Source organism: Nitrosopumilus piranensis (assembly GCF_000875775.1).
GTDB lineage: Archaea > Thermoproteota > Nitrososphaeria > Nitrososphaerales > Nitrosopumilaceae > Nitrosopumilus > Nitrosopumilus piranensis.
This window is the reverse complement of the sequence record NZ_CP010868.1, coordinates 640,620-665,099: the sequence shown is the minus strand read 5'-3', so window position 1 is coordinate 665,099 and position 24,480 is coordinate 640,620. Positions and strand designations below refer to the sequence as shown.

Below are 24,480 nucleotides of genomic sequence, written 5' to 3'. Positions count from 1 at the left end.
TCATCTAATACAAATTCATCAAATGAAGCAAGTTCGTAATTAATTGATTTTTTTTGAAATTTTACATACATGATTATTTTAAATTAATAATTAAAGACCTTCTTTTTCAAGTATTTGTCCAATTTCTTTGAAAGTAAATGGAATAACACCTTCAAGACGGGTTTTTGGATCATGAAAATCATTTAGATGAATCAAAAATTCATTTAATCCAAATTCTGATTTATCACATGCAGGACAATTGTATAATTTTCTATATTGTTCTCTAGTTATTCCATAATTTTCGTGTAGCATTTTAAAATCACCTCGAACATCAAGTTCCTCCCAGTTGTTCTTACTACTCATTTTACCAGTGTTATGATACAATACGCCTAGCGCACAAAAGGATTCAGGTTCTACAGATGAATGATCCAAAGAAAAATGAGCCAAGACACCAGCAATCTTCTTAAATTTTGTTTGAATTAGCACTTGACTAATTTTATTTTTCATATATTCAAATATCAAAATTGGATATTCATAAAGTATTCTAAGAACATGATTATTCTTGTTCAAGCATTTGATCTACTTCTTTTCTATGAGGAGTGCAATACAGTCCAGATTCCTGACACTTTGGACATTTTAGATACTTGTAATAATCAATCATACCTACTATCAATAAGGGAGTTCATTCTGTTTTGACACGTCTTTTGCAAATCACCATCAAGCCTATTACAAAATTCACTTGCCTTTTCATCAGATACAAATCTTGTAAGTGACTCTATTGCACCAATCACACATTGTTCTTGGTATTGAGGAGGAGTTGAAAGACACATCAGTTGAGTATTATCTAAAACATCAAAGTTATCTTTTGTAAGATGTGCTGCCACTCCTTTGTAGCAGATACCAATGTATCTTTGATCTTCAATTCCAGAGCATAGCGAATATGCATTTTGTAAAATATAGTCTGTTTGAATTAGAAAGTAATTTGCCTGATACCGATGGCAAAGCGTAGCAGCTTCTGCATTTTTTGTCCCATCTATTTGGTTGCACGGATAATACAAATCGGATTCATCAAAATCTCCTTGTCTATTTTCGGCATATTTTGCAATGTTTTGCATAAACAAGCCGCCATTGCACATGTATACCTCATTCCACGTATCAAATTCATTGCATCTCTCAAGTGCCTGAGTTGTATCATAATCATATATCTTAATCAGGCTATGACCCATGCCATGAATGCATTCTTTTTTTGCATCATCACCTAATGCATCACCTATAGTTTTACATGATTCTCGGATATCTACTGACTCAATTGGAGTTCCATCAAGCATGTTTTCAATTTGAATGGTGTTTTCAACTAGTCCATGCATAATTCCTGATGCACACCTATAATCAGAGATGTCTGATGCCATTTCCAAATTACGGCCTATATATCCGTAAAGAAATTCTCCAAGATGGTGAGCAGCAGGATGACAGTAAAAGTCAGCATCAACATACAAATCCACTAAATCATCAATTGTCAAAAGCACTGTTTGGGTAGAATTGTTTTGAGACAACTGGTACATCATGTCAATTGTACATTCATCATCATCATAACATGATTCAAAGATAGAATCAGCATAAGATGTTGGTGTGGATTGTGTACTAAAAACAAAAGTTGCAAAAAACCCAACTACAAGAATTCCTACAATTATTAAAAATAAAGAATTCATATTCGTATTATCTCAGATTCTTGTCTTCGTTTATTTGAACGAGTAGAGTATCTCACACGAATATTACAACAAGGGCATCGCAAGAATTTTTCTTTAAAGAAATAGTCACATATCTTACAATAACATCCACCTGTTTGATACGCAGAATGTCTAGGAGTTGATTCAGATTTGCAGCAATTTCCCTTACACTGATTCAATTATGATACCTCACTGAATGTTTGTTTTCTTTTATGATACCAACGTGACAAAATTCGTTCAACAAGTATACCACACGCAATAACTGCAATTGGAATTAGAATTGAGAAAAACAAAGGTTCTGCAGATTCTACACCAGCAGTACTAAATGGCTCTGGATATACAGTTCTATCCATAGAAATGGAACCTGTAAGAGTTGCATCAGAATCTGAAAAATCAGAGATTTCTATTCCTGAATGTGATGGTTCAGGTTCAGGTTCAGGTTCAGGTTCAGGTTCAGGTTCAGGTTCAGGTTCAGGTTCAGGTTCAGGTTCAGGTTCTTGATTGTAGTTCAAAATTATATCTTCATCTGAATCAGTATTTGATTCAGATAGTCCCCATTCATTACTTACCATTACATCAGAGTCAGCATCTATTCCCTCGCTATGTGGTTGTTGAGTCAGTACAGCAGTATTACTGTCAGGGCGTACTGTAACCCACGAAACAAATCCTGCCAATCCAATTGCAATAAACTTTGAAAACTTTTTCAGTGAATCAATAACAGAATTTTCAGGTTCCTTTGATGGAACAATTAAGAGTGATTGATTTGTTGCAGCATAATATTTCATCTCATTTCCTTTAACTGACTTGCCGATTCTACTAACCTGGACTAGTTGAGCTGATTGCATTCGCTTGATATGATGAGTCACTAGTGCAAGGGAAAGCCCAGTACTTTGTGCAATCTCATTTAGACTCATCTCAGTAGTGGTGTTTAGAAGATTCAAGATTTTCCTGCTTGAATCATTACCAAATATTTCACCTACAAGTTTTACTCGTTTATCATGTGTCGATATAATCTCAATATCATCATTTTCGTCTTTTTTTGAATCCACAAAAAAATACTTTTTTCATAGTTTATGAATTAATTGGTAAAATTTGAATTGAATCAAACGTTATAAATAAAATACAAATACAATTTATGATGGATGTAAGTTTAACCAAACAAAAAAATCATCTAGTATTTGTACTTGGAATGTTTTCTGTAGTAATGGTTTTTGCAACAACCCCTCTCTCCTTTGCAGAATCACAGGATATCATTCCATTAGATGAGAACAAAAGTCTAGAAAAAATTGTTACAAAAATGACTGTTCCAAAAGACAACACCCTACCATGGGGAACAGTAAGAGGAACCATAAACAATCCTGCTTACGAATATCCGGTAATTATCCAGTTCTTCAACGAAGAAAGTGGCATCATACCAGTTCATGTGGCTCAGGTAGGCGTGAACGGAGATGACACCTACGAATACAAGTTTAGGGTAAGGAGTGTAGATTCTGATTCAGGCAAGGTCACAAATATCTTTGAAGGGGATTACACGGTAAAGATCTTCAAGGTTGTAAAAGCACTGCCAAATAATCTAGACACCATCTAATTTTTTTATCATGATAAAGTTTACACGAGCGTCAAAGTGCAATAATAAAGTGACACAAGAAATCATACTAGCGGTATTTGTGATATTTTTTTCCTTTGGAATCACATCAGCAGAAGCATACCATAATGAAAAAACATCAAGAGGCAGCAACGATCCTAACATTGCAGTAAACGGAAATGATGCATACGTTGTTTGGCTTGAGAGCAACCACCCCAGTTTTGGGGATGTCTACTTTACAAAAGTTATAGATGGAAAAACAATACAAGAGTCAATAAACATTACAAATGGAACATCATTTTATCCACGACCACAAATTCACGTATATGGAAATAATGTCTATCTGTTATGGGAAGACAGAAATTCTGAAGATGGAGATGATCAAATATTTTTTGCAAAAAGCAACGATGATGGAAAAACATTCAGCAAACCAAAATCAATTCCGCAAAACAATCAGTCAATTTTTCGTCCTGCATCAGTACAGCAAGTAAATGATATTGTCTATGTTTTTGGAAGTAATTGGGATAGAGCAACCAAACAAAACAGTATCATAGTTATGACTAGCAATGATTTTGGAGATACATTCTCAGAGCCAACAGTTGTCTTTAACCATGAACAATCAGACCAAGAGATAACAGTAAAGATGTACGAGGATACAATTTACATTTTATCTGATGACAGAAATGACTTTGATGAGAAAGGTTCGTTGTATCTTAGAAAAATTTTGCCTAACGGTAAACTAACTGAAATAGTAAATGTCAATGGGGGCAAGACATCAGTGACTCATCCCCAGTTTGCAGTGTTTGAAGAAAACGTCTATGTCTCATGGAGAGAAAGAGTGTTTGAGAAGGGAGATGGGGGAATTACTGAGAGATGGTATCAGGTATTTACAAAAAGCCATGATGGTGGAAATACATTTGACGAGATAATTACATTTGATTCTGATCCAAAGTCAATTGATACTGTAGGTATAGAAGGTGATTTTGTATTTGCACATAATGATTCAGTGTATGTTTTGTGGAAATCTGAATATTGGGATGGGAAAACTCAAGAATTTAAGATATATCTTGCATATAGTACCAACAAAGGCAAAGATTTCATCACAATGCAAGTACCATTAAATGAAAAACTAGCAAATCAGGGATACATTACAACAATGCTAGAAGAAGACACTCTATATCAAATTGCAATTATAAAAAAGAATCCACCATACGATGATGCAGCAGTGTATTTTACATCAAAAAATGACAATGTTTACTCAGTACCAATAGACATTCTAAAAGACATTCAAACAAGAGTTGGATGGATGCCAAAATTTGCAGCAGACAAAAACAACATTCATTTTGTAACAGAGGGAAACAATAACAAAAATTGTCTACTCTATTCATTTAGCAGTAATAAAGGTCAATCATTTGGAGAGGTTATAAATCTCAGTCCAAATGGGTCCGACCATAATTGTTTTGGCAAAAAACTAGACAATAAAGCACCAATCAAACAAGTATCTTTAGGTATCGAACTTTCAGATGTGCAATGCAAAGAAGACCGTACTGTAGGATATATTTTATCATTAAGAGAGCGAGACAGTCAACCAGTATGTGTTAGTGCAGACAGTTACGAGGAACTAGTAAACAGAGGGTGGCTCTTAGAAGATGGACAAGAGCTTTTATCATTGCATGCTGCAAAAAAATTCATTCAATCTAGTCCTATATTTTTGTCTGCAGGAGATGAAGAATCCATTAATCTTGATATTGTAAATGTAAGAAAAACAATTCCTCCAATTGTTACAATCAATGGAACATTTGTAGTATCAAATGTTGAAGGCATTCCCAGTGATGGGCCTTTCCAGAGTGTAATTGAAACACATGAGACAAAAAATATTACAATACAAATAGCACAGATAAACAAAATACATTCAGCAATAATTGACGGGGAGTGGGATGAGATCAACCAAGATTATGTAGAAAATATTTCAAAAGAGAATACATTTCACGAGTATTCTCCAGGCCCAACATCTCGCATAGTATTAGAAATTGGCGACGTAATTAACAAAAGAGGAATGATTCCAATTACAATTACAGAAATATCTGAAAATGTTAGAGGCAGTGCAACATTTTGGCAGTTTCAGCCATTAAGACATGATGGAGATAATCGTGGAAAGACATGGGATTTTTTGCCAGAATCTCATCGTCAAGGATGGGGATTCTTTGACGAGAATGGAAATGATGCATGGGATGATTCTAAAATTCCAAGAGACAGGTATGGAATTCCTGCTGATGGTCACAGATATCCCATGTTTTGTGGAGATCAAAGAGTAAATGGTGAATCAGCACATCCATCTGGAATTCCAATAAAACCAGATGTGAAAACTGTAATCATAAAGTCAGGACAGATGGGATATCTTCCAGATTCAGAGGGAGTTTACAACATAAGATATGGTTCGTTATTTGAAACAGACGTAGAATTCCCAGACAATGCCAAAATAATTGAAAATGAATCAATGCTGTGTATCATGGAAAATATTCGAGAAGATGCAACTCATGCATACTATACAAATTTAGTTTTTAAATTTGAAGAATAAGAAACTATGACTATCAAAAATTGCAATGGAGTTATAATGTTAATTCTATTTGGATTAGATACAAATGAAAGTCAACAAGCCATGGGGTTTTTTGAGCAACTAACAGATAACGAAACCACTATCAAAATAATCACCATACTTGCAGGTAACAGAACCAGTCTTCAATTCCATGAACAAAGATCTGAAAAATGGTAGTTCTAAGTGGAGAGGGATATGCCATATTAGAAGAAAAACAAAATATACAGACAGGAGACGAAATAGTAATTCCAAAAAAAGCAGTTCATAGACTAGAGGCAATTATAGACATGAAAATCTTGGAAATATCATTTAGAGTATTTGATGAATTAGATATTAAAAGATTAGAAGACGATTATGTAAGATAATCTAGCTCCAGACTTTTTCTCTGAATGTCCATTTCTTGTTTAGTACAAAGTTGCTAAATGCTGCAGTCCCAACTGCCAACACTAATGCTACAGGATACGACAAGCTAAATCCATCTACCAAATAATACACCATTCCAAGTTGAACTAGTGCACCAATTGAGCTAAACCCTGCAAACTTTCCATACTGGATTGCAGTTTTCTTTGGCGCAAAGTCTCTATCTTCAAATGTCCAATATTTGTTTAGTACAAAATTACTGGTAATAGAAAACACAATTCCAAGAATAGTAGCATGAAGATACCACATATCAAGACTAGATGAAAACAACAATGATGCCAAATAATTTACACCAAGACCTGATGCTCCAACTGTAAAGAATCGTGCAGCCTTTGAGAGAAACCTAACTGAAACCCTTTTTTCTGTTTTTCTTACTTGTCTACCATATCTATACAGTTTCCATACAGACTTGCAATAGTCAATAATTGTGGATGTGTCAAGTTTGCTTGAGCCTTTCTTTCTATCGGTAAAGGTGTATGGTACTTCTTCTACTTTTACACCATTTGCTTTAACAAGTAATTCTAATAACATCTTGTAACCGATAGCATCAAACTTTAGCCCTTCTGTGATTTTCTTCCTAAATACAAAAAATCCAGACATTGGATCATCAGAATTAATCCCTAACCCTTTTTTTGCAATTTTGGTTGCAATCTTGCTCATCAATTTTCTTTTAAATGGCCATCCTTGAATTGCCCCTCCTGCAACATATCTTGAAGCCACAACAATATCACACTGTGTCTTTCTCAGTGTTTCTAGCATCTTTGGTATTATTTGTGGAGGGTGTGACAAATCAGAATCCATTACAACTATTGTATCTCCATTGGATTTTTTTAGACCATCTAGAATTGCCGAACTGAGACCTGATTTTGTTTTTCTATGGATAACGGATACAGGATATTCTTCATTTCCCTTGATTTTTACATAATCTTCAACAATTTTTCCTGTTCCATCAGGAGAATTATCATCAACTACTATTGCCTCAAGATTAATCCTTGGAAGATGTTCTTTGATTAAATCCAACACATTACAGATATTCTCAGATTCATTGAATGTAGGAATAATCACCGAGACCTGATTTTCTGTCATTGTGTATCTGATTTAGTTCTAGAATGGCTCTATTTCATACTAGCTGAATCATTATTAACTTAGGAACAGATGAACAAAAAGAATGTCCACATTACTTCAAAACAGGGCAAGAATCTCAGGACTAGTCTTCATTGCCGCAATTCTGTTTGGAATTGTTTCAGTTGGAATCTTGTATCTAATTGATGAAAATTCATTTCTGTATTATGGGGATGCAGTGTCTCATTTGTACAGTGCAAGAAGGTTTGTGGACAGTAATGATCCAGGAATCATTCAGATGGGAACAGTTTGGCTCCCATTACCCCATCTTATGATGTTGCCATTTTCTTTGATAGATTCTTTGTTTAGTTCTGGACTTGCAGGATTGGTGAATATACCATTGCATGCAATGACTTCAGTTCTCATTTACAAGATAATACTAAAACAAACCAGTAAGCCATGGATTGGAATTATTGGGGGTATTCTTTATGCATCTAATCCTAATTTACTATATCTAGGCATTACAGCAATGACCGAAGCTCCTTTCTTGTTGTTTTTTGTTGCATCAGTGTACTTTTTACAAAAATGGGTGACTGAGGATCTCAATCTAAAACTCATTTTGATTTCATCTGTGTTTGTTGTACTCGCCACACTATGCAGATATGAAGCTTGGATTCTTGCACCAGCTATCGTATTGTTTGCATTATTTTTTGCAATAAAGACTAAAACTAGTTCTAACAAAATAACAATCATACTAGTTTCACTAGTATCTTTTACCGGAATAGTTTTCTGGGTAGGATGGAATTTGATAATCTACCAAAATCCTTTTGAATTTGCAAATGCACAATTCTATGCAGCATCATCACAAGCAGTTGAAAGACCATACAGAGACTTTTTGTATCTTCAACCACACAATGTGCTTTACATCTATGGTGCAGCAGCTGGAATGATTGCAGGACCAATCCTTGCATTTGCAGCAGGAGGATACTTTTTGCATCTAAAGGAGAAGATAAAGTCCATTCCAAGCTCTGTGTATTTTTACATGTCTTTGCCTGTCTTGTTTACACTGTTTACCATGTTCATTGGCATAGGGGAGATGAGTCAATGGTGGTTTAATTCACGATTTGCAACATTTCTGTATCCTCTTGCAATAGTATTAGCACCATTATTGTTGATGAAATTAGAAAAAATCAACAAAAAAACTATTTTGGGATTTGTGGTTGCAGGAATGTTTGTATTTCAGATCATCACTCCAACATTTGGAGTGGTAACATATCTTGACGCATATGGTGGATGGATATACAAGCAAGCACCATTTGCAAAACATACAGCAGATTTTCTTTATGACAATTATGATGATGGAAAAGTTTTGATCATGACAGGATCATCACAAGCACATAGAATAATGATTTCATCAGGAATTGAATTGATTGATTTTCATGAAGGAATTGAATCGTTCCTGCACAAACCATATTTCAAAGAACCATGGAATCACAACAAATGGATTATTCTTGGAGTGGAACCTGACTCCGACTCTGCAAATGCTGCAAAATTCTGGACTGATAACATTGATCAGATAAAAACACACTATGAACTTGTCAATGAAAATCAGTACTACCAGGTATTCAAATTAAAAACATAGACTAGTTATTGATAAATGAGAATTTAGTTTGAATCCTATAAGATTTGAACTGGTTTAGTGAGAAAAGTGGTTCGTAGGATAGGATTAATTGGAATAAGTTTGGCAATCGTTGTTGTCACAATTGTTTCCGAAATGAGAAAAAATGGTGACTAGCTAAACGAAGTGTTATGGAAAAGCAGTTCCACCTAGCACACCATATAACATTTCCAACTATAGCATTTAAGTTGATTATAAGTAAAAAATAAAGATATGGATTCCCAAAAGTAGATTAACGTTTTGTTTTTCGTTTTGCTTTTGATGCTTTGTTCTTAGCAGTACGTTTTGCTTTAGGTGCTGTCTTTTTTGCGGTACGTTTTGCTTTTGATGCTTTGTTCTTAGCAGTACGTTTTGCTTTTGATGCTTTGTTCTTAGCAGTACGTTTTGCTTTAGGTGCTGTCTTTTTTGCGGTACGTTTTGCTTTTTTTGCAACGCGTTTGACAGTACGTTTTGCTTTAGGTGCTGTCTTTTTTGCGGTACGTTTTGCTTTTTTTGCAACGCGTTTGACAGTACGTTTTGCTTTAGGTGCTGTCTTTTTTGCGGTACGTTTTGCTTTTTTTGCAACTTTCTTGATTATTTTTTTGGCAGATGCCATACATGAATTCAATTCTAATAGAGTTTAAATATAAAACAGATGTACAAGTTGAGCTTTTGTTAATTTTATTTTGTTAAACTACAATGAATTTTAAAATATTGGACCATGATGTATGAAAATCAATTACCGTCATTGAAAAGTTCTTCTGATATTTTGTATTTTATGCACCAATGTATTCGATTGATCTAAACGGATGTTTTGTTATTTCATGATGCATATTGGCATAAGATTCCTTGGCAAATGACAGATCACACCGATAACATTTCCATACATTCATCATGAACAATATAGAAAAATTTTGTATTTAACATCAATGAACGATTTGTCATTTTTAATATCTCACAAATAAAATCAATATCTCGGAGTTCAATCGATTTAGCCTTAAAAGAACCTAATCAGATCAAGATTCTGGGTTTACATGTCAAATGCTGTTTAGGGAGTATTGACCCAACTAGGAAAAAATTTGTTACTTTAGCGAAACTACAAAAATAGTATATTCCAATCCTTTGATTATACTTCGGGTTAATTTAGTAAATTTGAAACTGAGGTCTTTTGCTTTTTCGTAAATAGAGTAATCAACGACTACAGTGTTAGGTAGTGCATACTGATTAATCATAAAGACTGTATTTACTGGCTCTCCAAAAATATCATCTAGTACAGAATCGGAGGTCTTGGCTTCATTAACTGTTCCAAATGCAGAGCTTATTCTATAAGACATGCCAGGAAGATTCTCAGATTTTGTTTTCTCATCTAGTTCTTTATCTAATTTGGTCAAATCCAGACAACAATTCAATGTATTTGATAGAGATTTTTGATCATCATCAGATATTGGGAAATAAAACAATATGGCATCATCTATAATTTTGATTGGTATTCCTTCATATTTTTTGATAATTGGAATTACTGAATCCGTAAAGATTTTACTGTAACGTCTTTTTTTGTCTTCAGAAAGGGTTTCCGTTAATGAAAGTGAGCCTACCAAGTCAATTAGACAAACATAGCCTTCTCTTTTTTGCTCAGAGAACTTTAAGAGAATATCATCTTGTCTTTTAATCAGGTTTTCACGTTTTCCTATTGCAGAAATTGTTTCCTGTAATGTCTCTGCCATATCATCAAAAGATGTGGATAGTTGTTCAATCTCATCATTTGTTTTGATGTTTGTTCTTACATCAAAATTACCTGAAGACAGTTCTTGTGCAGCATTACGAAGTTTTAGAATGGGCGTAGATATTCTCTTTGAGAGAACAAATGTAACAATACTTGCAATTACCATAAGAGTTATACCTACAACGAGTATTCTGTTTTGAAGTTCTGTTATTGGCTTTAGAATTACTGCTTCATCCACTTCAGTTAGTAAAACAAATCCTAAATCAGGTTTACAATAAGAATAACCAAAAATATCAACATCTCTATAATCTGTATATTCGGCAGCCTCTACGTTATTTCCTTTTTCAAAGCACTCAGACACTGCAAATGTGTCTACTTTTTGATTAAATTTGGCATTTTCAAAAAATATTGATTCAGAAATCATCATTTTATTTTCATTTACCAAGTATACTTCCCCTGAATCATGCAATCCAAATCTGTTCAGCAGAATATTGTCAAACACAGAACTACCCATCGTGGCAATCATGACTCCGTCTTGATTTTCATTTTTGTCATAAACGGGAATAGAAATTTTGAGCAAGCGTGTCTTGTCTATATCTTGAACAAATTGTACAGTAGGCTGGCTTACTTTGTAATTACTTTTGACATAAGTAGTAGGATCAATTTTTTCATTTAAAGAAAATATTGGTTTTCCTCGCATATTGATTATCTGAAGATCTCGTATTCCAGCTTCAAACTCGTTTAATTGAAATGAATTAAACTCATAATGCAGTATTGGGGATTGTTCATCAAGAATTCTATCAAATGAAGTATCATCCAAGGCAGGTATCAGCACATCAAAGGCATGTAAAAGAGACTCATTTTGTGAAAATTCTTGTAATTTGTTAATTCTTGATTCAATGATTGATGTGATTGTATTACCTCTTGTTTCAGATTCATCCTTTAGAGATTCTTTGAAATCTTCTTTGATAATAGAATCTACAAAATTATACGCCAATCCAGTTGTTACTGCAATTGATGTAATGCTGATGGTAAGTACTAAAACTATGAGTTTTGTACTGATACTAGTAAAGGTCTGCATCTAGATTTATGGAATATTTCAAAGTATTTTAATTATGAACTAGTCTATTTAGATTCCAAATAATCAATCATTGCAGTGCAATGATCTACCATAAATGCATCCAAATTTCCTAGTCTTCCCTCCCATTGTTGTATAGTATTAGTGGTACAAGTATCAATTGGAACATCTGATAATGCTAAAGCATTCTTTGCATTTTGTAGTACATCTAATGTGAACATCTTGTTTGTATCAACATGTTTCTTTGTTGCAAGAAGATTTGTATGTCCTGAAATAAGTACATCAAAATCAAAAGTTTGTAAAACATCATGACTTTCCAAGTAAAGTTCAATGTCTGGAGTTACACCAAATGCACGATAGGGTGATTCGGCAGGTCTGAACAAATCAACTAGCATTGCTATCTTGTGATCAGGCAACAAGATCAGCATATTTCCCTTTGAATGAAATTCTCCAAGATCATGGAATTCAATTGTTTTGCTACCTATTTCTAAAGTGTTAAAATCACCTTCAAAAATTTGCGTAGGGAATGGTCTATTAGGATCATTGTCTGATTCTAAAAGTTTAGCAGCATCTTTGTGTGCAATGAAAATTACATCTTTGGAAAATATTTCTCCTGCAGCACCTGTATGATCCTGATGGTGATGCGAATAAACCATGTGAGTTATTGGCTCATCAGTAACTTCGTTTATTGCTTGCAGATATTTCTCGCCAATTGGTTTAGGAGCATCAAATGCAACAACTCCTTGTCCTGTAGTCAGAAACATTGTCTGATAGCCACCTCCAACAAGCCAATAAACACCACTTGCAATTTCAGTTACTGCATATCCTTTTTGTTCATCTTCAACTAGGGGTTTTGATGTATACTTCAAAGCATCATTAAAAATTCCAGAGGTGTTATCAGTCATACTTTTACATTCACCCTTACTTTTCATTGTAACATGATCTGCATTTAGTGCACACATGTTGCCATACGTCTTGTCATTAACTCCACATACTGGAGCAAATTCCAAAGTACATGCTACAACTGGTGGCTCCAAATGCCATCCACGTTCTACAAATTTGTCAACAGAAGATGGCTGTACACATACAGGAGTAATATCATGCTTGAATACCAGTTTGAACCCATCTGCACATACAACATCACTTGCAGCAATTCCTGCATTGCCTTGATGTAGGGGTTTGAGATAGGGTTGCTTTACTCCATCCACAACACAGACTTTACCCGGATATATCCCAGAACCACATCTATCATTTAAAACACATATCTCTCCAAGTGAAACAAATCCTGGAGCACATAATCCCTTGTATGGAATGTGTTTTGCATATGACTTTTGATCTAAGATTTCAAGTAATTCATATTTTTTACTTGATGCATCAGCAGGAGGATTTTCAATATCAGTGACTTTTACTGAAATTTTGTATGACTTTCCTTCAGTATAATCAAATCCTTTGATTGAATCATAAAAGTTCTGCCATCTAGAATTAGGATCCTCACGGATTTGCATGCATTTCATAGGCCCTACCCCAACACAATCAACCAGATTTGCGCCAACATAGAAAATTTTAGTTTCAAAAGGCATCTCCAATCCAAGTTCCACTTGTACTTGACTTCGTAATTCATCAAGCTCTTCTATTGGAATCTGCAGACTAACCATCTTTCTAATTTGGTTCATCAAGACCAATCCTTCTTGGTTGTGTATTAATTGTTGTCCTGTTTCTTCAAATGCATAATATGCTTTCATAATTTCTAAACGTTGTTTTGTATCATCTTCATCTGGATTGCTCATCCAGTTTTCAACCATTTCTTTTAGATTTTGTTGAGTAATAGAAGAATTTACAGTTGAAGTTGCTTCTTGTGCAAAAGACTCTGATATTCCAAATAATCCCAAAGCAATCATTGGGAGCATCATCCAAATTAATTTCATAGTATACGGTAGAAAATGTACTTTAAAGGTTTTGATGAAAATCAAATTGTACCAAATTCAAAGGAGCAAACATTCCAAGAATCTTGAAGAAAAATTTCTAAGCAAAGATGAAATGATGATGTCAATTCATTATAATTTCAAATTAGTTCAAGTCCATTACAGATTTAGGAAAAAAATAGACGTAGGGATTAAGAAATTAACGATTGCATGGAGTAATTATTCCCTTCTCAACTAGTTTGTTGAAAATAGGAAAGTCCATAAATTTCAAAAATTCATCAGTGCTACATTCATTGTCATCATTTTTGCCGATAAAAACAGTGAGCCATCAGAATCACAAATGAATGTAGTCAAAAATCTTGATTTTTTATCAGGATCTGTAAAGAAATCATAAGATAATTCAATTGTACCTAAAACAAGAATACTTGTTAAAACAGGAAGAATTACTTGTTCAATAATTTTTATAATTAAATTTATTTATAAACAAAATGGTGCGGCATCAAACTAATTTCACAAAACTCGCCCCAGGCACACAATTGTGTTGAATTTGAGAACAAAATATTTCATCTGAGATCTTTTTTGAGATAAAATTTCTTTTTTGTTATAGATGCAATTAATTCGCATTGATAAGAACAATAACTACCTGAATTATCAGCAAATTGCCTTCCACAGCACATACAGTGCTCAAATCTCACGACATTTCCTCAAATGATATAACTTGCGCAGTCCTTTGAGCAATACTCACTGGAACGATTAACAAATTTTTCATTGCATGTTTTGCAGGTTTTCTCCAATAACGTATCTTCTGCAAACAGTTTTTTTCTAATCTTCTTCATTGTTTCAAAAGAGATCAATGATTTTTGTATTTAAGAAAGGGATTTCTTGATTAATACACATACGAAGTTAACTGGTTGACTTTATCCTGACAGAGAATAAAAGATTCACATCTAAAATACTAATTTTTGATTTTGATTTTGGAGGATCAAACATTGGTAAAAAGAAAAAGAAAATCAACTACCGGTGAATAATAAGAAAAACAAGAAGCATGTCTCAAACTAAATTATGTCCATGTGTAAAAATTGAGACGTGTTTCTTTTCTTATTATTGTTTGATACATGTGTGAATCATGCAAAAAATTATGGTTTTTCTTTTAGCTGCCATGCTATTTGGAAGTTATTTTTTGCCTGATTCTTTTGCAACGTCTTTAAAAAAATCAGACGAGATACGTTGCACAAACATATATCCAAAATTTTTAATTATGGGGGAAGATGGATTTCAGAAACGATATCCAGCTTATCCCATAATGGACAAATGTATGATGTTATTCAAAGATCCTAATTTCATAGAAAAAAATAATTTTAATCAAAAGAAATCAAAGATATCTGAAGTTTCATCTAATGCAAAAATACTAACTGTAATCAAAATTGGCCAAGAGAAATTTCTTACAAAATTTAACATGTGCTACAATGAAAATCAAAAAACAAAATACATTCAAATAATTACAGATAAAGAGGAAATAGTTGGAAAATCTTTTAGATTACATAATGAGATGTGTCCATCATTTTGGATAGAGATATACGCTAATGATCCACAAAAAACACTATTCTCATGGGATTACGAGCATAAATACAATCACAAAATAGAACGAAAGATGTTATGAGATATTTTAAAAAATAAATGTCCACGAATGGTAATAACAAGCACAATACTATTTTTTAAAAAATTCTAATTCAGATAAAATGAGGGCCCGTTTTTTGCGCAGATTCTCTAGGTTTCTCTCAAGTCTATGTATTGTCTCTGAATTTTTATTGCCAAGTTTCTTGATTTCAGATTCTCGATGTTCTTCTAATTTTTGAATTCGACTATCAGTGTCAGCTAATGCTTTTTTGAGTGCTTGGACATCTTTTTCAAAAGACAAACTAGAATTATTTTGTAATATTAGCAAATTAAGAGCTTTGAAAATACGAAATATGACTAAAATAATCTAAAAACTAATCAGAGGATAATTTCTTGGTATGGTCAGGATCATTTTTAGATATTTCTTTGAATTTTTTCTCATTTCTAAGATGTGTGCATCTCTACAACTTTCATGACAAAATTTCTTGTCTTTGCTTTCAAATGGTTTCCCGCAATGATGACAATTGGGTATTAATGTTCTTAACAAATTTTTTATTTTTTAAAAAAATTTGTACACATATCAAATCAAAGAATTGAGTCCAAATACTAATTTTTGAAATAGATTTTGTAATATTCCTAAGGGTTTAGAGTATAGTCTCTGTTTTGCCATTGTGCTTGCTGATATTCTGTTCCAAAGACATCAAGGGACTTTGTAATGCAATCTTCTTGCTCTTGGCCCTGTGAAAACAAACTCTTGCAGTCCTCAACTGCTGCTTGCAGATTTCTCTGATCTCGCTCTGCAACATATGCATCATAGTTTGAGCTGCCCATCATTCCAATAATTATTGCAACAACAAAGACAATGATTAGTGGGATTACTGGTTTCATCGTCCCACAGTATAAGTCACATACAACACAATGGATACTATAGTGGATACGCCAAGAATTATTGCCATCTCTTTTTTAGAAAATACTGCAGTTCTGTAACTCAACAAGAAAAGCTACTATATCACAGAATTTAGGGTTTAGGTTTCACAACCAATTCCGTCTTTGTCACCATCAAAGTTGTGAGGATCTGATTGCAGTAGAGTAAATTTCTTGTAAACTACATCTATACAGTTCAAGTCTGATTGGGGAGATGGAATACAAAAGTCAGGATATGATGGATCACAGTTATTTTGATTTTTCAGTGCAGGAGTTGATCATGTTTGAACATCAGTTGTTTTCCTTCAAGACAGATAATATTGTCAACGGATATCCCGGCAAACTTTTGGTGGTGTGGTTTTAGGTATTCTTTGAGAGTGCCATTCATCATGCACATCTTTCCAAGATATGCACCGGACCACATCTGTCATCTAGCACACACTCCATCAAGTTGTGCAAACCCAAGTGCACACATACCCATGTATGATTTGTGATGTCTCATGTCATTGATCATTTGATTGTGTCCAGAGTATTCAGGGGGAGATGGGGCAAAGATAGGAAGTGGAACTAGTAAAACAGATGCAATTACAAAGACTAGGATAGTCTTCACAGATTTCATTTACAATTCTTTCAATTAAGAACATCTAGAAAGAGTTCTCAAATGCGACCTCATCTAGAGGCAACTGACCACCTCGCTCCAGTGCAGGTGCTGCCTTTTTGCCAACTACAACCATCATTACAATTAGATGGTTCTCTGGCAATTTGATGATTTTTGCAAGCTCGTCATACTCAAATCCTACCATAGGACAAGAGTCAAGTCCCATGTCTCTTGTTGCAAGCATTATTGTTTGAGCTGCCATGCCACAAGAGCGGATTGCCTCATCGCGTTCTGCATGAGGATCAGAGGTGTACTTTCTCTCTAGTGCTGCTTTGACATATTCTTGCTTTTCAGTTGGATGATTCTTCCAGTAGCGTAGCGGTTCAGTCTTCCATGCAGACATATAACCACACAAAACAATTACCAATGAACCGTCTTTTGGTTGAGCTTGTCCACGAGCTGCAACTGATATTTTCTCTTTAACTGATTGATCAGTGACATAGACAAATCTCCAGTTCTGTTGGTTGTAGCTAGTAGGAGACAAGAGCACATGCTCCATCAATCTTTTAATATCTTCAGGACTCATCTTGTAGTTTGGATCAAACTTTTTGATTGCACGTCGAGTCGATATTGCTTCAAAAACATCCATGGAGTCATGCCAAGATTAATCTAAAATAAATTAAACGAAAAGACAATCGAGATTAAGATCAAGACCAAAAATGTGTCTTGATGACATCTCTAATCACTTAAGATCAGAAACGGTTGTACTCTGATGAAAGTGATTTCATCTTAAGGCCTGAAACGTTTGATTCAGACGACAGACTTGTCTTTTCTTAAGAATACTATGTGTTTTTGTTATTTAACCGATGCTAATAATTTCTACTAGTGGTAAAGGACCCAAACAAATTCAGATAGTCTATTTATTACACTATAGAGATTCACAGATTGTTGAAGATTGCAGTAATGGGTATGGGGGTAGCTGGTTCTTATCTTATGGCCAGACTAAAGGACTCTGAACATGACGTTACAGGGTATGAGTTAAACCCAAAAGAAAGACACGATTCTATCTGTGCTTGGGGCACAATCAAACCAGTGCTTTCTGAATACTGCAAAAAGACTGGCAGAGATTTTAATGACTTTCTGATCCATGATGGAAAAAACATGCACGTCAAGATGAACAATGACGTAAAGTTTGACATTGGTCTGAAAGGATTATGCACATATGACAAACTTGGACTGATTAAAGATTTTATCAAAGACTCCAAAGTAATCTATGGCAAACCACCAACTCTAGAGGAGTTAGAAAAAGAGTATGACATGATAGTTGACTGTACTGGATTTCACAGAGTATATCTGCCAAAGCTCAAAGAAGATTTCTTTTTGCCAACATACGAATACAAAGTAGAGTATGAGGATGGAGTTCCGTATGATGACTTTTACATTGAGCCATTTCCTGGCATGTCAGGATATTTTTGGTATTTCCCACTAGGTGAGAAGTGGGCCCATATCGGAGCAGGCGATTACAATAAGCAACACATCAAGGCAACTGATGACTTTCTAAAAAAGCATGGCGGCAAGGTTCTCAAAACAAAGGGAAGGCCAATTAGATTGGCAACTCCGGACAGATGCAAGCCATACTATTCAGGAAAAGTTGTAGGTGTTGGAGAGTCAATTGGAACAGTCTATGCGCTGTTAGGTGAGGGAATCATTCCATCAATGCAATGCGTTGAGATATTTCTTGAGAACATGGATGATTTTGCAGCATATGAAAAGGCAGTTGAAAAACATTACAAAGTGTATGCCAAGGTTTTCAATTTTGTCCGAGCAAAGATACACAAAGACTTTAGTTTTGTAAAAGCACTTCCAGACTTTTTGTCAATATTTAGATACATGAAAAAGAACGAAGACAGGTTTGGAATGGATATTAAAATTGCTGACTTGATGAAAGTGGCAAAGGCCTAGTTTGATATTTTCATAAGTCCTTCTTTGATTAGAAATTGAATTCCTTGCACAAAGGAGTTATCATCAATTGAGCCTTCTGCCCACCATCCTGCATTAGTCTTAATCCAGTCAGGAATTGTGTTACTAGTAGCAGAGCCTTGTGCAGTTGGAGGTATCTCCATTAGTCCTTCTTTGATTAGAAATTGAATTCCTTGCACAAAGGAGTTATCATCAATTGAGCCTTCTGCCCACCATCCTGCATTAGTCTTAATCCAGTCAGGAATCTTTGCATTAGATGCTCCAGCAGATTTCATATCACCAGACACTTCAAATGCGATTATTGCAACTGTTGCCTTTGAATTTCCATATTGAGCCTTGACGATATGTTTTCCATCATTGAATTTCTCACCTAGCGATACATTATGAGAAAATGTCATATCTTCATTTACAGATACTTTTTGAGTTACAATAAGATTGGATTTTGAATCAAAAATTGAAATTCTTAAACTTCGTTCTTCATCATATTTGTTAACAGTTCCAGAAAATGTTACGGACTCACCAAGTGAATAAGACTCATTATCAGAGTTTATGTCAACTGTAAAATTATTGGAACTGCTTTGTACAGGAGGGCCACCATACCCCAAGACCTGTTGGCCTGAAGTTGCCACAAATAGAGATACTATTGCAATGATGAGAATTTTGTTTAATTTCATAAGTGATATAATAGATTTGTCTCTTCATTTAAAGGATTAGTAAAGGAATTAAATTTATTTGAGGAAATGATTTCTAACTAAAACTAACAGACCCAAATCCTTCGCGGTTTGTTCTATTTGATGCCATGTTGTAATCATAAATTATCTTTGAATATTCCTTAAACTCTTCTTTCATTGGTTCTAGATCTTCTGCAAGATAAAATCCCGGACAGTCTCCAGTGAATTGGTATGTTGCATGAACTCGTGGCTTTCCTTTCTCGTTTTCAAGCCAGCTAGAAAACGGATACAGATAACACACTCCAGGACGGTCAGGATGCATAGAGCATCCACCTTCCTCATCTAGGAATCTACATGAGATGTGGGTTCCATCATCAGCTGCAGTCTCATCTTCTTTTCTTTTAAGGTTGATTGTTGTCATTGTAGTCATTTGCCCTGAAGGTCCCGGTTCAGAATAGGTTACAGTCAGTGTTTCATTTTTGATAAACTCTGAAGGCTTTTGGTATTTTAGTCCTTTTCCAATTGTAATCAAGTCATCTGAAGTAAGTGGCAGTCTTCCTTGTCTGTCACAGCAGTTATGACAGTCAGGCCAAAAGCATTTCCAAAGAATAAATTTTTTTTCTGAATTAAGATAAGGAATATGGAACACAACATCTTTTACCTTGATTGGTCTGTCAGAGACATCAGTAATTTTTCCAAGCATAAAGTTTCTCAATATTGGGTCAACATCCCAATCTTTTTGCAGTAAATCTAGCGACTCTTCAATCTCCTTTTGGGACAATAAGTTATAACATCATTTGCAGATGTTATTAATGTTGAGTGAAAAAGGCAAGTATGCTTCAGCAACTGAGAACAGGAGATTTGTCTGGGCAGAAATTATTTGGCCTTTAATTCTAGAGTTAAACGATGTTGCATTTACTCTAAAACAATTCCAAGACAAGCGAGATAAAATTTGCAAAGAACAAAATCTATCAATCAACATTCCATCAAGGGGACTTGCATCACTGCAACAAAAAGGAATTCTACTCAAAGAAGGAACACTTTATTCAATTCACTACAAGCTTATTCCCTACATGAGATTGAAAGCAGGATGTGATTACGCAACTGCAATCAGAGAAGTTAGACTAAAGTGATTGCAACAAATGATTATATTCTAAACATTCAAGATTTCTTTCAAGTAGCCCGATAGTCTAGCGGTCAAGGATTCTGCCCTCTGGATCTCACAAAGTGGATATAGGCGGAGACGGCAGTTCGAATCTGCCTCGGGCTACTGGAATAATTTCTAAAATTCTATCTTGATGCTTGTGCGATTCTCTCTAGTTCGTTCTTTTTCTTTACAGAAGGAGCGTTAGGATCGTTGTCGGCAGCCATGATTAGTTGTTCTGCCATGTGCTCTTCAATTGGTTTTGGATTGGAGAATGTAGATTCTTTGATTGCATCAGCAATGAATCTCAAAGCCAAGTCAACTCTTCTAATTGGTGCAACATCAACTGACACATGGTAAACTGTACCACCATAAACAATTCTAGTTGTGTCCTCGTTAGGAGCTGAATTCTCAACTGCTCTAACTAGTACCTCTACTGGATTTTTTCCAGTTTTAAGTTCGATAATTGTAAATGCTGTTCTAACGGTATTGAGAATTTTGGTTTTCTTTCCAGTCATTCTGCCGGTGTTCTTTGCATATTTTTTACCAAAGTGCATTGTCTTGTTGATTAATCTCTCAACAATGTTGACATCGGCCTTGTTGAATCTCTTGAGTGCAGAACGACCAAATGTGTATGGCAAGATTTGTTTTCTTAAAGAGATTGCAGTTTTAAGGCCTGGGTCTTTGACTTCGATATCAGATAAATCCCATTTTCTAAACAGTAACAAGTTTTTTGTTTGTGCCATTTCTATCTCCTTGGTTTCTCCTTCTTTCCGATTACTAGTTCATGAAGTGATGTACCATTTACTTTGAATACTTTGAATCTAACACCAGGAATATCCCCCATTGCACCGCCTTGAGTTGCACCCATTCCTTGAATGTGAACTTCATCGTGTTCATCAATAAAGTTCATTGCACCGTCTCGTGGCAAGAATGCAGTAACTGTTTTACCGTTTTTAATTAATTGAACACGAACACATTTTCTAATTGCAGAGTTTGGCTGTTTTGCTGCTACGCCAACTTTTTCTAAAACAATTCCCCTTGCTTGTGGAGCGCCACCAAGTGGGTCTGCTTTTTTATCAATACCTAATTCTCTTCTCTTGTAAGTTGAGATTGCCCATCTCTGTCTCTTCTTTTTTGTAGTTAGAACTCTGCCTGCAAATAATCCAAGTGGTGATTTTCTCATACTCTACATCTCCATAGTTTGTCTTTCAGGACTGTTAATCAAGACACTAGTAATATCAAAATATCGTTTTGCAAGCATTCTTGCCTTCTCAGCATTTCTGCCCTCTCTTCCTACAACAATTCCTTTCTTTCTTGGGTCTACCATAACGATTGCCTGTTTTGTCCCGTCTGCCCGCGTATTTATTTTTACTTCAGATATCAGTTTAGAATTAAGCAAATTAGACAAAAATTTTGCTGGATCCTCATCAAATTCTACGAGTTCAACGTTTCTCTTTACAATGTTTTGTAGGGATTTGATGTGCATTCCTCCCTTACCAATTGCAAGTCCCATCTTTCCTGTGTTAACTACAAAAATTACTCTATCTTGTTTCTCATCTTCGACACAATCACGTGCTGTTGCACCTGTAACGTTTTGGAACAAAGACATCATACGCATTTGATCCGTTGTTAGTTTGATTGATTGTGTCATAATTGTTAATGTCTCCAAACAAAAAATGGCTCATTTAAACTTTCAAGGCTATGTCTAATCATTTTTTTCCTCAGCTTCTGTATCTTTTAAAATTGATTTGATGTTTGCGTCATCGATTGATGTGAATGAAATTGTTGAAATTCTAAATTGCAAGCCGCACAATCTGCCCAATGCGACTGAAGTTCCTTGGAAGTTTACTAAAGGTATTTTTTCTTTTTTTGCATCTGATTCAATTCGCTCAATCATTTCTTTTTCTACAGATTGAGACAATACAATTAGCTTGGAATTTTTTACAGAGTTTAAAACTTGTTTACTGCCCATTGTTAACTTGCCTTCCTTTCGGGCATCCTTCAAAGATTTCTCAAGTATCTTACTCATGTTTTTCCTTAAGTGCATCGTCTCAACAGGGCTTTATAGGTTTATGGAAAAATTATGCACACACAAAAGTAAGATCATTCAACAAAACCAAACAATGATGAAAACACACGAGTTAATTCTTCTAAAATGTTAGTTGGTTTTTCTTTTTTATTTTCTACAGGAATTGTTTTTTCAGGTAATGGTTTTTCCTTAAATGAATTTTCAATTTCAGGTTCAGGCATTTTGATTTCCACAATAGGTTCTGGGATTTCAGACTTGAGTGATAGAGCAGTATTGAGATTTGTTCTTGCAGTATAGTAGTTTGGATTCTCTTCTAGAATTTCATTGTAAAGTAAAATTGCATCATCTAGATTTCCAAGAGTTGCCAATGCATTTGCTTTGTTATGTTTGGCAGACAGAAAATCAGGGTCAAGAACAATGGCACGATCATAGTATGCTATTGATTCTGATACATGTCCAATCTTTCCTAATGTAGAGCCTTTGTTTACAAGAGCTTCTACATTATCAGGATCTTCAATTAAAGATTCGTTAAAAAATTTCAATGAATTATCGAACTGACATAATCTGTATAGTGCAGGTCCCATTCCATCATAGTAAGATATGGAATCAACAAAAGTACTAGAGTCACATTCAAGGTTTATTTGATTTAGTAATTTACCAAGTTCAATATCTTCAACTGAAAGATTATCGTGCTCTTCATTTTCTAAAATATTTTCTTTTGATTTATTTTTTGGTTGAGTTTCTTTTGATATAATTTCTTTTTCAGGTACTGGCTTTTCTTTTGTTATGATTTTCTTTTTTGAAATAATTTCTTTATCAATAATATCTTTAACAGGTTCTGGTGATTCTTCAATTATTTTTGTTGGTGTTTCTATTGTTTCCTCAATGGTTTCTGGTACAGTTTCTTGTATTGGTTCTTGTATTGTTTTTTCAACATAATCCTTTGTAGCATCTACTGTGTCTGTAGTTTCATCTACAGTTGTTTTTGTTGTATCCTCAAGTGACTCTGTTGTTTCCTCAACTACACTTTTTGTTGGAGGATTTGCAGAGTATTCAAAGAAATGTTTGGTACTAGTCTGTGCATAATGAGCTTTGATGGAATAAGTTCCTTCAGATTTAAAATTCACACCGTCTTTAGCTAGAAAGCTTGCAGAAAACTCCAGATTGTCATTAATGTTTCCAAAGTAAAATCCAACAGGGGTTCCAAACGGATCATGAACACCAATTAGGACAGTAGGTGAATCCAAAGATGAAACAGTTCCAAAAATTTTGATTGTGTTGTTATCAAAATAGTGGTCTTTTTCAGTATAAACTGATACAATTTCAGGCACTATAACCTCCTGCGAAGCAGTTTCTGCCTCTACTGTACCTTGGATTACAAAATTATGTTCTTCAGTTACTTTGCCATAGTCAAGTTTTATGAGATACTCTCCGGCTATCTCATAAAATGGTGAATCTAGGAAAATGGTTTTTGAGAAGCTGCCATCTGATGAGAGTTCTACGTTGTTTGCAGACAGAATCTTTCCAGCAGGATCAAATATGCTCATTGCAATAACTGGCATACCAAAATCAACAATCTGGCCTGATATGACAAGTGAATCACCAGTATGATAACTGCTCTTATCAAAATTCACATTAAATAAATCAGCAAAGACATCAGATAGTGCAAGTGGAGCAAATGCCAGTAACACTAGAGATATCCCCAGAATAAATCGAATCACAATAAAAAAAACGTAATTTTCTATTTAATAATCACGTATGATTG

General features: G+C 34.6%; 25 protein-coding genes, 1 tRNA gene and 1 pseudogene. 9 read left to right on the top strand and 18 right to left on the bottom strand.

All coding sequences use genetic code 11. The annotated features are described in order from the left end of the window. Positions 1–90: 90 nt before the first annotated feature. The 3 genes from NPIRD3C_RS03865 to NPIRD3C_RS03855 all read right to left on the bottom strand — a co-directional run bounded on the left by NPIRD3C_RS03865 (position 91) and on the right by NPIRD3C_RS03855 (position 2,755). Complete coding sequence (locus tag NPIRD3C_RS03865) at positions 91–549, bottom strand: hypothetical protein (protein ID WP_148702915.1); 459 nt, start codon at positions 547–549, stop codon at positions 91–93. A gap of 83 nt (positions 550–632) precedes the next feature. Next, a complete protein-coding gene (locus tag NPIRD3C_RS03860) occupies positions 633–1,688 on the bottom strand; it encodes a hypothetical protein (RefSeq protein WP_148702914.1) in 1,056 nt (351 codons plus the stop codon). Between the two features lie 197 nt (positions 1,689–1,885). Continuing rightward, positions 1,886–2,755 (bottom strand): ArsR/SmtB family transcription factor, encoded by an 870-nt coding sequence (locus NPIRD3C_RS03855; RefSeq protein ID WP_148702913.1) that lies wholly within the window; start codon positions 2,753–2,755, stop codon positions 1,886–1,888. Between the two features lie 89 nt (positions 2,756–2,844). On the opposite strand from NPIRD3C_RS03855, the gene NPIRD3C_RS03850 reads away from it, so the two are divergent. Genes NPIRD3C_RS03850 through NPIRD3C_RS03840 form a run of 4 tightly spaced genes read left to right on the top strand, consistent with a single transcriptional unit; the run spans position 2,845 to position 6,252 of the window. Continuing rightward, positions 2,845–3,294, top strand: coding sequence for a hypothetical protein (locus tag NPIRD3C_RS03850; protein ID WP_237087719.1), 450 nt, complete (start codon positions 2,845–2,847; stop codon positions 3,292–3,294). Positions 3,295–3,343: 49 nt separating this feature from the next. Then, positions 3,344–5,869 (top strand): sialidase family protein, encoded by a 2,526-nt coding sequence (locus NPIRD3C_RS03845; RefSeq protein WP_148702912.1) that lies wholly within the window; start codon positions 3,344–3,346, stop codon positions 5,867–5,869. 36 nt (positions 5,870–5,905) lie between these two features. Continuing rightward, positions 5,906–6,064 carry a cupin domain-containing protein gene (locus tag NPIRD3C_RS10410; protein WP_160272845.1) on the top strand — a complete coding sequence of 53 codons (159 nt, stop codon included), beginning with the start codon at positions 5,906–5,908 and terminating at the stop codon, positions 6,062–6,064. Further along, positions 6,058–6,252 (top strand): cupin domain-containing protein, encoded by a 195-nt coding sequence (locus NPIRD3C_RS03840; protein WP_148702911.1) that lies wholly within the window; start codon positions 6,058–6,060, stop codon positions 6,250–6,252. The genes NPIRD3C_RS10410 and NPIRD3C_RS03840 overlap by 7 nt, the downstream gene beginning before the upstream one ends. Position 6,253: 1 nt before the next feature. On the opposite strand, the gene NPIRD3C_RS03835 is transcribed toward NPIRD3C_RS03840, so the two are convergent. Then, positions 6,254–7,393 carry a glycosyltransferase gene (locus NPIRD3C_RS03835; RefSeq protein WP_148702910.1) on the bottom strand — a complete coding sequence of 380 codons (1,140 nt, stop codon included), beginning with the start codon at positions 7,391–7,393 and terminating at the stop codon, positions 6,254–6,256. A gap of 82 nt (positions 7,394–7,475) precedes the next feature. Here NPIRD3C_RS03835 and NPIRD3C_RS03830 point away from each other — a divergent pair, with 82 nt between their 5' ends. Continuing rightward, positions 7,476–9,011: an ArnT family glycosyltransferase gene (locus tag NPIRD3C_RS03830; RefSeq protein WP_148702909.1), complete on the top strand. Its 1,536-nt coding sequence runs from the start codon at positions 7,476–7,478 to the stop codon at positions 9,009–9,011. 268 nt (positions 9,012–9,279) lie between these two features. On the opposite strand, the gene NPIRD3C_RS03825 is transcribed toward NPIRD3C_RS03830, so the two are convergent. The 3 genes from NPIRD3C_RS03825 to NPIRD3C_RS03815 form a co-directional block, all read right to left on the bottom strand. Next, positions 9,280–9,642, bottom strand: a complete 363-nt coding sequence (locus NPIRD3C_RS03825) for a histone (RefSeq protein ID WP_148702908.1) — start codon at positions 9,640–9,642, stop codon at positions 9,280–9,282. 466 nt (positions 9,643–10,108) lie between these two features. After that, entirely contained in the window at positions 10,109–11,830 is a 1,722-nt protein-coding gene (locus NPIRD3C_RS03820; protein ID WP_148702907.1) for a cache domain-containing protein, read from the bottom strand. Between the two features lie 44 nt (positions 11,831–11,874). After that, positions 11,875–13,752, bottom strand: coding sequence for a DUF4377 domain-containing protein (locus NPIRD3C_RS03815; protein ID WP_148702906.1), 1,878 nt, complete (start codon positions 13,750–13,752; stop codon positions 11,875–11,877). 1,123 nt (positions 13,753–14,875) lie between these two features. On the opposite strand from NPIRD3C_RS03815, the gene NPIRD3C_RS03810 reads away from it, so the two are divergent. Further along, positions 14,876–15,409 carry a hypothetical protein gene (locus NPIRD3C_RS03810; RefSeq protein WP_148702905.1) on the top strand — a complete coding sequence of 178 codons (534 nt, stop codon included), beginning with the start codon at positions 14,876–14,878 and terminating at the stop codon, positions 15,407–15,409. A gap of 48 nt (positions 15,410–15,457) precedes the next feature. On the opposite strand, the gene NPIRD3C_RS03805 is transcribed toward NPIRD3C_RS03810, so the two are convergent. From NPIRD3C_RS03805 to NPIRD3C_RS03785, 4 genes are all read right to left on the bottom strand, one after another. Further along, positions 15,458–15,667, bottom strand: coding sequence for a hypothetical protein (locus NPIRD3C_RS03805; RefSeq protein ID WP_148702904.1), 210 nt, complete (start codon positions 15,665–15,667; stop codon positions 15,458–15,460). 335 nt (positions 15,668–16,002) lie between these two features. After that, positions 16,003–16,254 carry a hypothetical protein gene (locus NPIRD3C_RS03800; protein ID WP_148702903.1) on the bottom strand — a complete coding sequence of 84 codons (252 nt, stop codon included), beginning with the start codon at positions 16,252–16,254 and terminating at the stop codon, positions 16,003–16,005. A 463-nt stretch (positions 16,255–16,717) separates the two neighbouring features. Then, positions 16,718–16,900: a hypothetical protein gene (locus NPIRD3C_RS03790; RefSeq protein WP_148702902.1), complete on the bottom strand. Its 183-nt coding sequence runs from the start codon at positions 16,898–16,900 to the stop codon at positions 16,718–16,720. A 34-nt stretch (positions 16,901–16,934) separates the two neighbouring features. Further along, complete coding sequence (locus NPIRD3C_RS03785) at positions 16,935–17,537, bottom strand: nitroreductase family protein (protein ID WP_148702901.1); 603 nt, start codon at positions 17,535–17,537, stop codon at positions 16,935–16,937. A gap of 299 nt (positions 17,538–17,836) precedes the next feature. Between NPIRD3C_RS03785 and NPIRD3C_RS03780 the strand changes: the two genes are divergently transcribed. Beyond that, the gene (locus tag NPIRD3C_RS03780; RefSeq protein ID WP_148702900.1) at positions 17,837–18,850 is read left to right on the top strand and encodes an NAD(P)/FAD-dependent oxidoreductase; all 1,014 of its coding nucleotides are present in this window, start codon (positions 17,837–17,839) and stop codon (positions 18,848–18,850) included. On the opposite strand, the pseudogene NPIRD3C_RS10855 reads toward NPIRD3C_RS03780, so the two are convergent. After that, positions 18,847–19,116: pseudogene (locus NPIRD3C_RS10855) on the bottom strand (peptidase); the annotation flags it as partial. The gene NPIRD3C_RS03780 and the pseudogene NPIRD3C_RS10855 sit on opposite strands and share 4 nt — an antisense overlap. A 499-nt stretch (positions 19,117–19,615) precedes the next feature. Then, the gene (locus NPIRD3C_RS03770; protein WP_148702898.1) at positions 19,616–20,320 is read right to left on the bottom strand and encodes a YkgJ family cysteine cluster protein; all 705 of its coding nucleotides are present in this window, start codon (positions 20,318–20,320) and stop codon (positions 19,616–19,618) included. Between the two features lie 31 nt (positions 20,321–20,351). Between NPIRD3C_RS03770 and NPIRD3C_RS03765 the strand changes: the two genes are divergently transcribed. Both NPIRD3C_RS03765 and NPIRD3C_RS03760 read left to right on the top strand, forming a co-directional pair. Then, entirely contained in the window at positions 20,352–20,672 is a 321-nt protein-coding gene (locus tag NPIRD3C_RS03765; protein WP_148702897.1) for a hypothetical protein, read from the top strand. A 46-nt stretch (positions 20,673–20,718) separates the two neighbouring features. Further along, positions 20,719–20,809: transfer RNA gene (locus tag NPIRD3C_RS03760), tRNA-Gln, on the top strand. A 20-nt stretch (positions 20,810–20,829) separates the two neighbouring features. Here the strand turns inward: NPIRD3C_RS03760 and NPIRD3C_RS03755 are convergent. From NPIRD3C_RS03755 to NPIRD3C_RS03735, 5 genes are all read right to left on the bottom strand, one after another. Further along, positions 20,830–21,429 (bottom strand): 30S ribosomal protein S7, encoded by a 600-nt coding sequence (locus NPIRD3C_RS03755; protein WP_148702896.1) that lies wholly within the window; start codon positions 21,427–21,429, stop codon positions 20,830–20,832. A 2-nt stretch (positions 21,430–21,431) separates the two neighbouring features. After that, positions 21,432–21,869, bottom strand: a complete 438-nt coding sequence (locus NPIRD3C_RS03750) for a 30S ribosomal protein S12 (protein ID WP_012214737.1) — start codon at positions 21,867–21,869, stop codon at positions 21,432–21,434. A gap of 3 nt (positions 21,870–21,872) precedes the next feature. Then, positions 21,873–22,337, bottom strand: coding sequence for a NusA-like transcription termination signal-binding factor (locus tag NPIRD3C_RS03745; protein WP_148702895.1), 465 nt, complete (start codon positions 22,335–22,337; stop codon positions 21,873–21,875). Between the two features lie 54 nt (positions 22,338–22,391). Further along, the gene (locus NPIRD3C_RS03740) at positions 22,392–22,715 is read right to left on the bottom strand and encodes a ribosomal L7Ae/L30e/S12e/Gadd45 family protein (RefSeq protein ID WP_148702894.1); all 324 of its coding nucleotides are present in this window, start codon (positions 22,713–22,715) and stop codon (positions 22,392–22,394) included. A 74-nt stretch (positions 22,716–22,789) separates the two neighbouring features. Beyond that, on the bottom strand, positions 22,790–24,406 hold the full coding sequence (locus NPIRD3C_RS03735; RefSeq protein ID WP_342399205.1) for a tetratricopeptide repeat protein: 1,617 nt from the start codon (positions 24,404–24,406) through the stop codon (positions 22,790–22,792). Positions 24,407–24,480 lie beyond the last annotated feature (74 nt).

Bases quoted from the DNA above. Each gene is read 5' to 3' on its own strand.
- NPIRD3C_RS03860 (WP_148702914.1), bottom strand. From the start codon at position 1,688: ATGAATTCTTTATTTTTAATAATTGTAGGAATTCTTGTAGTTGGGTTT.
- NPIRD3C_RS03850 (WP_237087719.1), top strand. From the start codon at position 2,845: ATGGATGTAAGTTTAACCAAACAAAAAAATCATCTAGTATTTGTACTT.
- NPIRD3C_RS10410 (WP_160272845.1), top strand. From the start codon at position 5,906: ATGTTAATTCTATTTGGATTAGATACAAATGAAAGTCAACAAGCCATG.
- NPIRD3C_RS03840 (WP_148702911.1), top strand. From the start codon at position 6,058: ATGGTAGTTCTAAGTGGAGAGGGATATGCCATATTAGAAGAAAAACAA.
- NPIRD3C_RS03835 (WP_148702910.1), bottom strand. From the start codon at position 7,393: ATGACAGAAAATCAGGTCTCGGTGATTATTCCTACATTCAATGAATCT.
- NPIRD3C_RS03830 (WP_148702909.1), top strand. From the start codon at position 7,476: ATGTCCACATTACTTCAAAACAGGGCAAGAATCTCAGGACTAGTCTTC.
- NPIRD3C_RS03825 (WP_148702908.1), bottom strand. From the start codon at position 9,642: ATGGCATCTGCCAAAAAAATAATCAAGAAAGTTGCAAAAAAAGCAAAA.
- NPIRD3C_RS03820 (WP_148702907.1), bottom strand. From the start codon at position 11,830: ATGCAGACCTTTACTAGTATCAGTACAAAACTCATAGTTTTAGTACTT.
- NPIRD3C_RS03815 (WP_148702906.1), bottom strand. From the start codon at position 13,752: ATGAAATTAATTTGGATGATGCTCCCAATGATTGCTTTGGGATTATTT.
- NPIRD3C_RS03810 (WP_148702905.1), top strand. From the start codon at position 14,876: ATGCAAAAAATTATGGTTTTTCTTTTAGCTGCCATGCTATTTGGAAGT.
- NPIRD3C_RS03800 (WP_148702903.1), bottom strand. From the start codon at position 16,254: ATGAAACCAGTAATCCCACTAATCATTGTCTTTGTTGTTGCAATAATT.
- NPIRD3C_RS03785 (WP_148702901.1), bottom strand. From the start codon at position 17,537: ATGGATGTTTTTGAAGCAATATCGACTCGACGTGCAATCAAAAAGTTT.
- NPIRD3C_RS03765 (WP_148702897.1), top strand. From the start codon at position 20,352: ATGTTGAGTGAAAAAGGCAAGTATGCTTCAGCAACTGAGAACAGGAGA.
- NPIRD3C_RS03755 (WP_148702896.1), bottom strand. From the start codon at position 21,429: ATGGCACAAACAAAAAACTTGTTACTGTTTAGAAAATGGGATTTATCT.
- NPIRD3C_RS03750 (WP_012214737.1), bottom strand. From the start codon at position 21,869: ATGAGAAAATCACCACTTGGATTATTTGCAGGCAGAGTTCTAACTACA.
- NPIRD3C_RS03745 (WP_148702895.1), bottom strand. From the start codon at position 22,337: ATGACACAATCAATCAAACTAACAACGGATCAAATGCGTATGATGTCT.
- NPIRD3C_RS03740 (WP_148702894.1), bottom strand. From the start codon at position 22,715: ATGAGTAAGATACTTGAGAAATCTTTGAAGGATGCCCGAAAGGAAGGC.